This is a genomic window from Streptomyces boncukensis (assembly GCF_011045075.1).
Classification (GTDB): Bacteria; Actinomycetota; Actinomycetes; order Streptomycetales; family Streptomycetaceae; genus Streptomyces; species Streptomyces boncukensis.
In genome coordinates this window covers 1-11,109 of the sequence record NZ_JAAKZZ010000238.1, presented here as the reverse complement: position 1 = coordinate 11,109, position 11,109 = coordinate 1, and the positions used below count along the sequence as shown (strand labels likewise).

The 11,109-nt window shown below is 69.1% G+C and carries 10 protein-coding genes; 8 read left to right on the top strand and 2 right to left on the bottom strand.

Going from position 1 to position 11,109, the window contains the following annotated elements; genetic code table 11:
- Positions 1-241 (top strand): oligopeptide/dipeptide ABC transporter ATP-binding protein (locus G5C65_RS21330; RefSeq protein ID WP_338146562.1); only part of this gene is annotated, 241 nt, incomplete at its 5' end.
- Positions 231-1,277 (top strand): ABC transporter ATP-binding protein, encoded by a 1,047-nt coding sequence (locus tag G5C65_RS21325; RefSeq protein WP_165300502.1) that lies wholly within the window; start codon positions 231-233, stop codon positions 1,275-1,277. The genes G5C65_RS21330 and G5C65_RS21325, both read left to right, overlap by 11 nt.
- 25 nt (positions 1,278-1,302) lie before the next feature.
- Here G5C65_RS21325 and G5C65_RS21320 read toward each other — a convergent pair whose 3' ends face one another.
- The gene (locus G5C65_RS21320; RefSeq protein WP_165300501.1) at positions 1,303-1,797 is read right to left on the bottom strand and encodes a MarR family winged helix-turn-helix transcriptional regulator; all 495 of its coding nucleotides are present in this window, start codon (positions 1,795-1,797) and stop codon (positions 1,303-1,305) included.
- A 115-nt stretch (positions 1,798-1,912) separates the two neighbouring features.
- Between G5C65_RS21320 and G5C65_RS21315 the strand changes: the two genes are divergently transcribed.
- On the top strand, positions 1,913-3,109 hold the full coding sequence (locus tag G5C65_RS21315) for an FAD-dependent monooxygenase (RefSeq protein WP_165300500.1): 1,197 nt from the start codon (positions 1,913-1,915) through the stop codon (positions 3,107-3,109).
- A 124-nt stretch (positions 3,110-3,233) separates the two neighbouring features.
- Here G5C65_RS21315 and G5C65_RS21310 read toward each other — a convergent pair whose 3' ends face one another.
- Positions 3,234-4,241, bottom strand: coding sequence for a hypothetical protein (locus G5C65_RS21310; RefSeq protein WP_165300499.1), 1,008 nt, complete (start codon positions 4,239-4,241; stop codon positions 3,234-3,236).
- A gap of 417 nt (positions 4,242-4,658) precedes the next feature.
- On the opposite strand from G5C65_RS21310, the gene G5C65_RS21305 reads away from it, so the two are divergent.
- From G5C65_RS21305 to G5C65_RS21285, 5 genes are all read left to right on the top strand, one after another.
- Positions 4,659-5,702, top strand: a complete 1,044-nt coding sequence (locus tag G5C65_RS21305; protein ID WP_165300498.1) for an ABC transporter permease — start codon at positions 4,659-4,661, stop codon at positions 5,700-5,702.
- A 103-nt stretch (positions 5,703-5,805) separates the two neighbouring features.
- Positions 5,806-7,602: an ABC transporter substrate-binding protein gene (locus G5C65_RS21300; protein ID WP_165300497.1), complete on the top strand. Its 1,797-nt coding sequence runs from the start codon at positions 5,806-5,808 to the stop codon at positions 7,600-7,602.
- 99 nt (positions 7,603-7,701) lie between these two features.
- Positions 7,702-8,679, top strand: a complete 978-nt coding sequence (locus tag G5C65_RS21295) for an ABC transporter permease (protein WP_165300496.1) — start codon at positions 7,702-7,704, stop codon at positions 8,677-8,679.
- A gap of 13 nt (positions 8,680-8,692) precedes the next feature.
- Positions 8,693-9,766 carry an ABC transporter ATP-binding protein gene (locus G5C65_RS21290; protein WP_165300495.1) on the top strand — a complete coding sequence of 358 codons (1,074 nt, stop codon included), beginning with the start codon at positions 8,693-8,695 and terminating at the stop codon, positions 9,764-9,766.
- Between the two features lie 187 nt (positions 9,767-9,953).
- Entirely contained in the window at positions 9,954-11,093 is a 1,140-nt protein-coding gene (locus tag G5C65_RS21285) for an ABC transporter ATP-binding protein (RefSeq protein WP_165300494.1), read from the top strand.
- The last annotated feature ends 16 nt before the right edge of the window (positions 11,094-11,109 follow it).

The window sequence follows — 11,109 nt, the reverse complement described above, 5'->3', positions numbered from 1 at the left end:
CCCGTACACCCGGGGCCTGCTCGACTCCATCCCCCGGCTCGACCAGAAGGGACGGGAGCTGAACGCCATCCGGGGCCTGCCGCCCAGCCTCCTCGCCATCCCGCCCGGCTGCGCCTTCAACCCCCGCTGCCCGCTGGCCAGGGAGCGCTGCCGCGCCGAGGAACCGCCGCTGTACGAGGTGACCGAGGAGCGGGCCAGCGCGTGCCACTTCTGGAGGGAGATGTTCGACGATGGCGAGTGACGGCACCGGCGCGCTGCTCGAAGTGCGGGACCTGGTCAAGCACTTCCCGCTCACCCAGGGCGTGGTCTTCCGCCGCCAGGTGGGCGCCGTCCAGGCCGTCGACGGCGTCTCCTTCGACCTGCGGCGCGGTGAGACCCTGGGCCTGGTGGGCGAGTCCGGGTGCGGCAAGTCCACCGTCGCCAAGCTGCTCACGCACCTGGAGCGCCCGACCTCCGGCACGGTCCGCTACAAGGGCGAGGACATCACCCGGGCCCGGGGCCGGGCGCTGAAGGCGGTCCGGCGGAACATCCAGATGGTCTTCCAGGACCCCTACACCTCCCTCAACCCGCGGATGACGGTCGGCGACATCGTCGGTGAGCCCTTCGACATCCACCCGGAGGTGGCCCCCAAGGGCAGCCGGCGGGCCAGGGTCCGGGAGCTGCTGGACGTCGTCGGGCTCAACCCCGAGTACATCAACCGCTATCCGCACCAGTTCAGCGGCGGCCAGCGGCAGCGGATCGGCATCGCGCGCGGGCTGGCCCTCCGTCCCGAGATCATCGTCGCGGACGAGCCGGTGTCCGCGCTGGACGTCTCCGTCCAGGCGCAGGTCGTCAATCTGATGGAGCGCCTGCAGAACGAGTTCGACCTCGCCTACCTCTTCATCGCCCACGACCTGTCGGTGGTCCGGCACATCTGCGACCGGGTGGGGGTGATGTACCTCGGCAAGATCGTCGAGCTGGGCACGGACGAGGAGATCTACGAGCACCCCACCCACCCCTACACCCAGGCCCTGCTCTCGGCGGTGCCGGTGCCGGACCCGGCGGCGCGGGAGCGGCGCGAGCGGATCGTGCTGGAGGGCGACGTCCCCTCGCCCGCGCACCCGCCGTCCGGATGCCGGTTCCGCACCCGGTGCTGGAAGGCGCAGCAGCGGTGCGCGGTGGAGGAGCCGCTGCTCGCGGTCCCGGAACCGCTCGCGGACACCGCACCGGACGACCCGGCCCACCACCCCTCGGCCTGCCACTTCGCGGAGGAGAGGGAGGAGTCCCCCGCGGAGTGAGCCCCGGGGAGCCATCAGAAGGGCCCTAACCCGGCGAGTCGTCGGAAAGCCGGGCCAGGCGTGCGACGACGTCGTCGACCAGCCGTCCGAGCAGCCGCCCGAGCTCCTGCTGATCTCCCTCCGGCCAGTCGCCGATGGCCTCCGTGAACCAGGTGACCATGGCCGCCACATAGCGCTCCGCCGCAGCGGCCCCCTCGTCGGTCGGCTCGATCAGGCTGGCCCGGCGGTCGTCCGGGTCGCGGACGCGGTGGACGAGGCCGCGCCGCTCCAGGCCCTGGACCTGCCGGGTGATATGCGGACCGACCACCTGCATCCGCTCCGCGATCTCCCCGATGCGCAGCGCGCTGTCCGCCGTGTGGAGCGTCACGAGGATGCTGATGGCGGGACGGTCCAGGGCGTGCCCGGCCGCGGCGGTCGCCCGCTCGGCGAGCCGGCCCCGGTTGACGGCGTTGCTCAACTGCATCAGCCGTGGCAGGACCGCCAGCACGGCCGCAGCGGACGGCGGCTGCTCCGTGGTCATCGAACCTCCATGCGCAGACAATTTGCATACCTAAGTTAGGTATCTGTACTCTCGTGACCACCCTGAAAAGGATACCTAAGGTACGTATACACGGCGTGACGGAAGGAAGACCCCCATGGCCCGCACCGCCAACCGCACGATCCTGATATCCGGTGCCAGCATCGCAGGCCCGGCCCTGGCCTACTGGCTCGACCGCTACGGCTTCGAGGTCACCGTCGTCGAGAAGGCGTCCGCGGTCCGCGGCGGCGGCTACCCGGTCGACATCCGCGGCACCGCCCGCGACGTCGTCGACCGCATGGGACTGTTCCCGCGGCTGCGCGCGGCACACGTCGACACCCGTGCCCTCTCCTACGTCGACGCCGACGGGGCCCCTGTCGGCACCATCCGCCCCGAGGCCCTCACCGGCGGCGCGGAGGGCCTGGACCTCGAAGTGCGCCGCGGCGACCTCGCGGACGCCCTCTTCGCCCCGGTCCGCGACCGCGTCGAGTTCCTCTTCGACGACTCCATCGCCACCCTGGACGACCGCGGGGACCGCGTCGAGGTCACCTTCGACGGCGGCGCCCGCCGCACCTTCGACCTGGTCCTCGGCGCGGACGGGCTGCACTCCCACACCCGCCGCCTGGCCTACGGCCCCGAGCACCCCTACCACCGCTACCTCGGCCACGTCTTCGCCGGCTTCACCGTCCCCAACACCTTCGGCCTCGCGCACGAGGCCGTGCTCTGGAACGCCCCCGGCCGGGCGGCCATCCTCTACGCGGTGGACCCGGGCGACGCGGTGCACGGCTTCCTCATCTTCCGGCAGCAGGAGCCGCCCTTCGGCGCGTTCCGCGACCCCGCAGCCCAGCGCGACCTCGTCGCCTCCCGCTTCCCCGAATCCGCCTGGCACCTCCCGCACATGGTGGCCGCCATGCGCGAGGCCGACGACCTGTTCTTCGACGTCGTCAGCCAGATCCACCTGCCCACCTGGTCGCGCGGCCGCGTCGCGCTCGCCGGCGACGCGGCCCACGCGACCTCGTTCCTGTCCGGGCAGGGCTCCAGCGTCGCCCTGGTCGGCGCGTACCTCCTGGCCGGCGAACTGGCCTGCCACGACCACCACGCCGACGCGTTCGCCGCCTACGAGCGGAAGGCCCGCCCCTTCGCCGAGCAGAACCAGGCCCTGGCCACCTCGGGCGGCACCGTGAACATCCCCGGCACCCAGGAGGAGATCGACGCCCGCAACGCGGCACTGCGCACCCCGGAGAACCTGAACGCCGACGAGATGAGCGCCGCCCACTCCGCCCTCACCCTCCCCGACTACACCCCTGCCGACTAGGCCGCTTCTGGCGCCATGGTGCCCCGTAGGGGGCGCGGGGAACTGCGCGCCAAGCCGCAGAGCACCGGCAGACTGCGGCGAGCAGCAAGGGGAACCCCCGACCCGGCACGATCCGCCGGACAGGCTAGAGCGGCACGGTCGGTCGCGCGGGGCGCCGCTCGCCGTGCGAGAGGGCAAGCAGCACACACAGGCCGACCACCAGCGCGAAGAGCCCCGTGGCAACGTTGAGCTGGCGCACGGTTTCGAGGTCGTCGAAGCGCTCGAACAGCTTCAGCTTCCACGCGGAGGAGACCCGGAACAGGCCGGTCGCCGCCACCAGCGTGCCCGCCATCAGCCCGAGCGGACGGGAGAACGGCGCGCCCGCGAGCGCGGCGACGGCGGCGACCAGGGCGACGGCGGCCAGCGCCCAGGAGTACCAGCCGCCGGGCACGTCCAGCAGGGCGACCAGGCTGCGCTCTCCGGTCAGGGTGTGCTTGTAGACGTCCCAGCCGCGCTCCTGCCACCAGTAGATCTCCCAGGCGGCGAGGACGCCCGCGGCGGCGGCGAGCAGCACGAAGGCGGTGATCCCGCCGCCCCGGGTGGGACCGGCGGGCGGCTCCTCGGCGGGGTCCGCTGGCGGCCCGCCGTAGCCGTAGGCGGAACCGTAGCCGTAGCCGCCGCCCGGCCCGTAGCCGCCCGGGAGGGCGCCCGCGGGGCGGCGTCCGGCGATGGCGGTGATGACGAGGACCAGCCCGAGGACCACCATCGTGCTGGTGCTGAGCAGGACCTTGCTCTTCAGGCCCTCGGATATGCCCTGCAGCCAGTCGGCGTTCAGATTCCACAGGCCGGGGAGGCGCAGCAGCACGGTGACGGTTCCGGTGCCGGCGAGTATCGCGGCGGCGGACGAGGAGCGGGCCGCGGTCACGGCGGCCACCGCGTACATCAGCAGCAGCGTGGGCTCGGTGAACGAGGTGGTCCACACCCCGTCCTCGGACCGCGCCGGGATCCCGGACCAGCTCCACCACACATCGGTGACCTCGTCCGCCTTGGTGAAGTCCCGGATGATCCAGCCGAGGCTGAGCAGTGCCAGCACGGCTATGAGGAGTGCCCCGAACACGCGCGCGCCGCGCGCGAGAGTTCTGTCCTGGCCCATGCCCTCGGCCCCCCGTGGGTGAGTGTCGCGGTCCGTCCCGACGGCCCGCGGCGGCGCACGGGCAGAGAAGCATTCTCGTACGGGAGTGACGAACACGCGACCGGATCGAGCCGCTCCTGAGCCGTACGCAGTTCAGGGTGGAAGTGCCGGATATCGGTGAGACGACGGCCGTGTTGCGCTGGTGTTAAGGAAGTAGTCACCGCCTTGGGTGGGTATGTCTGCCCGGGGCGCCCGTTGTCAAGCACGTGGTGACCTCGATCTGCACAATGTTCGCTCAAGAAAACGCGCAATCACGTTCAGCCGGTTCAACCCCCCTTGACTGGGCCGTAATTGGCTTGCGAAAGTCCGCTCAACCCAGCCCGCATCCAGGCCAGCGATTCGGGTTCCGGCGAGAATTGAGCGCGGGAGCACAACGCGATGACGAGTCCTTCCCAGGCCACGAAGCCCGGGGCCGACACCCCTGGTCCCGAAGACGGTGGCCTGAGTTCCACGCGAGCGGCCAAGAACGGCAACGATCTCGTGGGCCGTTCGCCCGGCCAGCTCATGTGGATGCGCTTCAAGCGCGACCGCGTGGGTGTGATCTCTGCCTGCATCGTGCTGGCGTTCTTCGCCATGGCCGCACTCGCCCCGGTGATCTCCAAGCTGTACGGCAAGGATGCGTACACCCGCTACGGGCAGCAGGCGCCTGTAGGGGAGCTGCTGAACGACAACAGCTATCCGGTGAAGCCCAACGGCGGTATGAGCAGCGAGTTCTGGTTCGGTATCGAGCCAGGGCTCGGGCGTGACGTGTTCATGCAGCTCGTCTTCGGGATCCGCACCTCGCTCTCGCTGGCGGTGGCGATCACCATCCTCTCGGTGCTCACCGCGATCGTGATCGGCGTCGCGGGCGGCTATTTCGGCGGCAGGGTCGACTACTTCCTCGGGCGGCTCACCGACCTGATGATGTCGTTCCCCAACCAGCTCTTCTTCGTGGCCTTCACGCCGGTCATCATGGCGCTGTTCGTGGATCCGCAGGACGAGATGCCCACCTGGATGCGCGCCTGTGTGCTGATCTATGTGATGTGGCTGCTGGGCTGGATGACGCTGGCGAGGCTGCTGCGCGGGCAGACGCTCTCCCTGCGCGAGCGGGAGTTCATCGAGGCCGCCAAGGTCGCCGGCACCCCGCCGGTCCGCATCATCCGCAAGGAGCTGCTGCCGAACCTGGTCACGCCGATCCTGGTGCAGTCCACCTATATGCTGCCGAACTTCGTCACAGCCATCGCCGGGCTGTCCTTCCTCGGTGTCGGTATGCCGGAGCCGGTCCCCGACTGGGGCCGGATGTTCGCCAAGGGCGCCGAGGTCTACCAGAGCGACATCACCTACATGTTCTTCCCGGGCGGCGCGATGGTGATCTTCATCCTCGCCTTCAACCTGCTCGGTGACTCGGTCCGGGACGCGTTCGACCCCAAGGCCGGCCGATGAGGCCCGCACGGGCGGTCGGGGACCGAGTGGTGGGGGCGCTGCCACCCCGTGCGGCATCAGTCAGGCAGCGACGGACAACCTACAGGCAGGTGCAGAGATCACTATGAGCAGAGTGAGCATCCGATCAGCGCGCGCTGCCGCTGCGGCGCTCGCCGCGGGGGCGCTGGTCCTCACCGGCTGCAGCAGCGGCGGCGGGGGCGATGACGACAGCAAGGACTCCAAGGCCAAGAAGCAGGGCCAGGACGTGTCCTACACCTTCGCCGACGCGGCAGCGTCCAAGGGCCCGGCGCCCGAGGTCAAGGGGGCCCGGAAGGGCGGCACCGTCAAGATCCTGCAGCGGGACAGCTTTGCGCACCTGGACCCCGGGCAGATCTACGTCAGCGACGAGGGCGCCCTCTCCACCCTGATGCACCGCAGGCTGACCAACTACAAGAAGGTCGGCGACAACAAGTACGAGGTCGTGGGGGACCTGGCCACGGACAGCGGCCAGAAGTCGAACGACGGCAAGACCTGGACGTACAAGCTCAAGAGCGGGGTCAAGTTCGAGGACGGCTCGGAGATCACCTCGAAGGACATCCGGCACACGATCGAGCGCAAGTTCGCGCCGTTCATGACCGAGGGGCCGACCTTCATCGAGGAGTGGCTCACCGGCAAGGGCCCGGCGGACGCCCGCAAGGAGCTGCCGGACGGCCCGTACGAGGGCAAGCATCTGCCCAAGAGCATGATCGAGACCCCGGACGACCAGACGATCATCTTCCACTTCAAGCAGCCGCAGGCCGAGGTGCCCTACGCGCTGGCCATGGCGGGGTACGGGGTGGTGTCCGAGAAGAAGGACACCAAGCAGAAGTACGACAAGAAGCCGCTCTCCTCCGGCCCGTACAAGGTCGCCTCGTTCAAGTCCGGCAAGAGCATGAAGCTGGTGCGCAACCCCGAGTGGGACCAGAACACGGACCCGCAGCGCAACCAGTACCCGGACGCCTTCGACATCCAGTTCGGCGTGTCCTTCGAGGACTCGACCAAGCGGCTGATGTCGGACGCGGGTGAGAACCAGTACGCGACGAGCTTCACCAACCAGGTCGACGCGTCCAGCATGCAGAAGGTGCGCACCGACGCGGACGTCAAGAAGCGCTCCGTCTCCGGCTACCAGTCGTATGTGAGCTATCTGAACATCAACAACGACCGGATCAAGAACAAGAAGGTCCGGCAGGCCATCGCCTACGCCATGCCGAGCCAGTCCATCGTCTCCGCCTTCGGCGGCTCCGGCGGCGCCGAGCTCGCGGGCAACTACATCAGCCCCACGCTGGTCGGCAAGGAGAACACCGACCCGTTCGGCAAGCTGAAGAAGCCGCAGGGCGACGTCGAGAAGGCCAAGGAACTGCTGGAGGAGTCCGGCAAGAAGGGCATGAAGCTCACCTTCGCCTACCAGAACGCGCCCGAGTGGCAGAACTTCTCGGTGGCGGCGGCCGACAACCTGAAGAAGGCCGGCTTCAACGTCCAGCGCAAGGACATCATCGCGGACACGTACTACGACCAGATCGGCAAGGTCAAGAACAACTACGACATCTACCACAACTCGTGGGGTGCCGACTGGCCTAGCGCGTCCACCGTGGTCCCCAATCTGTTCGAGGGCAGGCAGATCCAGGACGGTTCCGCCAACTACTCGCATCACAACAACCCGGAGATGGACAAGGAGATGACGCGGATCCGCGCCATCACCGACCCGGACAAGGCGGCCGAGGAGTGGCAGAAGCTCGCGGACAAGATCCTCAAGGAGGACGTGCCCGCACTCCCGATGCACTACTACAAGGCCATTCAGCTGCACGGCTCCAAGGTCGGCGGCGTCTACTTCGACGAGACGCTGCACGACATCCAGCCGACCTCGCTGTTCGTCAAGAAGTAGCGCGAGCGTGAACTCGGGTCGGGCGGGGCGCCGCGCCCCGCCCGACCACCCGTCCTGTCCGACCTCCTCCCGCTGTCGCACGAGAGCTGCGTTCCCGTCATGCTGCGATTTCTGATCCGCCGGTCGCTCGGTGCCGTGGTGATCCTGCTGATCATCAGTGCCGTCACCTTCTTCCTCTTCTACGCCGTCCCTCGGGACCCGGCGATGCTGGCCTGCGGCAAGAACTGCACGCCTGACTCGCTCGCGGTCATCCGCAAGAACATGGGCATCGACGAACCGATCCCGGTGCAGTACTGGCACTTCATGGTCGGCATCGTCGCCGGGCGGACCTTCGCGCAGGGCGACTGCCCCGCACCCTGCTTCGGCTACTCCTTCGCGAACCAGGACCCCGTCTGGGAGACCATCCTGGACCGCTTCCCGACCACCGTCTCGCTGACCCTCGGCGGCGCCGCCGTCTTCCTGTTCATCGGCCTCGGGGCCGGCATGATCGCGGCCTGGAAGAAGGGCACGATCATCGACAAGGCGTTCAGCTCCTTCTCGCTGGTGCTCAGCTCGATGCAGATCTACTTCATCGGCCCGCTGGTGCTCGCGCTCGTGGTCTACAACATGGAGCTGCTGGACCAACCCAAGTACGTCCCCCTCACCCAGGATCCCGGCGGCTGGTTCATGGGCCTGCTGATCCCCTGGTGCGTGGTCCAGATCATCTTCACCGCCAACTACACCCGTCTGTCCCGGTCCTCGCTGATCGAACAGCTCCAGGAGGACCATGTGCGCACGGCGCGGGCCAAGGGCATGTCGTCGCGGTACGTCTTCTTCCGCTACGCCTGGCGCGGCTCGCTGATCCCGATCGTCACCATCTTCGGCGTCGACCTGGGCTCGCTGTTCGGCGGCGCGATGATCACCGAATGGACGTTCTCGCTGCCGGGCCTGGGCACCCTGGCGGTGAAGTCGGTACAGAACACAGACTTGCCCATGGTGATGGGCGTGATGCTGTTCGCCGCGACCTTCATCATCCTGTTCAACATCATCGTGGACGCCGCCTACGCGTTCATCGACCCGCGCGTGCGCCTGTCCTAGGAGAACCCGCACCATGACCACCGTGACCAAAGAAGCGCACGTCCCGGCCCCGCGCGGCGAGGGTGACGCGGGCGCCTTTCTCTCGGTGCGCGATCTGTATGTGCACTTCGACACCGAGGACGGCACCGTCAAGGCCGTCGACGGGCTCTCCTTCGACCTCGAACGCGGTCAGACCCTGGGTATCGTCGGCGAGTCCGGCTCCGGCAAGTCGGTGACCAACCTGTCGATCCTCGGGCTGCACAACCCGCGCACCACCGAGGTGTCCGGCGAGATCCTGCTGGACGGGCAGGAGCTGACCGGGGCCCGCGAGAAGACGCTGGAGTCGCTGCGCGGCAACAAGATGGCGATGATCTTCCAGGATCCGCTCACCGCGCTCTCGCCGTACTACACGGTCGGCCGCCAGATCGGCGAGCCCTACCGCAAGCACCGCGGCGCCTCCAAGCGCGAGACGCGCGAGCGGACCATCGAGATGCTCGACAAGGTCGGCATCCCCAACGCCAAGCAGCGCGTCGACGACTACCCGCACCAGTTCAGCGGCGGTATGCGGCAGCGCGCCATGATCGCCATGGCGCTGATCTGCGACCCGGACCTGCTGATCGCGGACGAGCCCACCACCGCGCTCGACGTCACCGTCCAGGCGCAGATCCTCGACCTGCTCAAGGACCTCCAGCAGGAGTTCGGCTCCGCGATCGTCTTCATCACCCACGACCTCGGCGTCATCGCCAACGTCGCCGACGACATCCTGGTGATGTACGGCGGACGCGCCGTCGAGCGCGGCAGCGTACGCGAGGTGCTGCGCGCGCCGCAGCACCCGTACACCTGGGGGCTGCTCAGCTCCATGCCCCGGCTGGGCGGCGACGTCAACGAGGCGCTGTCGCCGATCCACGGCACCCCGCCGAGCCTGCTGTCGCCCCCGCCGGGCTGTGCCTTCCACCCCCGCTGCGGCTTCGTGGACGAGGTGGCCGGGGGCCTCTCCTGCTCCGCCGACCGCCCGGTGCTGCCCGCCGGGCGGGGCGCCGCCTGCCATCTGACGGCGGAGCAGCAAAGCACCTTCTTCATCGAGCAGATCAAGCCCAGGCTGGGCTAGGGGGTGTTTCGAATGCCCCGCACGACGCCTGGAACGCCCGGCACGCGCTCTCGCCGCACCGGCCGAAAGCCCGAGTACGCCCAGTACAAGGGCTTTCACCCGGCACGCCGAGAGCACGCACCGGACGCCCCATGCGCCGCACGGGGCATTCGAGACACCCCCCTAGGAACAGGGAGATAGAGAAGCGATGACCGAGGACGTCACCCTGACCAAGCCCGAGCCGGAGGAGACCGCCGCGCCCCGGGGCGAGCCGCTGCTCATGGCCGAGAACCTGACCAAGCACTTCCCGATCATGGGGGGCTTTCCGTTCAAGCGGAAGGTGGGCGAGGTCCAGGCCGTCTCGGGCATCGACCTGACGGTGCACGCCGGGGAGAGCTTCGGCCTCGTCGGCGAGTCGGGCTGCGGCAAGTCGACCACGGGGCGGCTGCTGACCCGGCTGCTGGAGCCGACCGACGGCGCCATCTCCTATCGGGGCCAGGACATCACGCACTCCACGCGCAAGCAGCTGGCCCCGGTGCGCTCCGAGATCCAGATGATCTTCCAGGACCCGTACTCCTCGCTGAACCCCCGGCAGACCGTCGGCAGCATCATCAAGGGCCCGATGGAGGTCAACGGTATCGAGCCGGAGGGCGGCAGGGAGCGGCGGATCCGGGAGCTCCTGGAGATCGTCGGCCTCAACCCCGAGCACTACAACCGCTTCCCGCACGAGTTCTCCGGCGGCCAGCGGCAGCGTATCGGCGTCGCCCGCGCGCTGGCGCTGGAGCCCAAGCTGATCGTGGCCGACGAGCCGGTCTCCGCGCTCGACGTCTCCATCCAGGCCCAGGTCGTCAACCTGCTCCAGGAGGTGCAGCGCGAGCTGGGCATCGCGTTCGTCTTCATCGCCCACGACCTCGCCATCGTGCGGCACTTCTCGCAGCGGGTCGCGGTGATGTACCTCGGGAAGATCGTCGAGGTGGGCGACCGCAGGGCGATCTACGAGCGCCCGCGCCACCCGTACACCCACGCGCTGCTCTCGGCCGTCCCGGAGGCCGTCCTGGTCGACGACGAGGACGGCGGGGCAGCCGGCGCGGACGGGGCCGAGCCGCGCGAGCGCATCCGGCTCGCCGGGGACGTCCCCTCGCCGGTCAACCCCCCGACCGGCTGCCGCTTCCGCACCCGCTGCTGGAAGGCCCAGGACAAGTGCGCCACCGAGGAGCCGCCGCTGGTCCAGATCTCCGGGAACGCCGCGGGCCATCTGACGGCCTGCCACTTCCCGGAGGAGGGCACGACCCAGGCCCGCGGCGAGGACGTCGTCCTGGACAGGGCGCTGAGGGAGATGGAGAGCTGACGCCGCCCCCCGGACC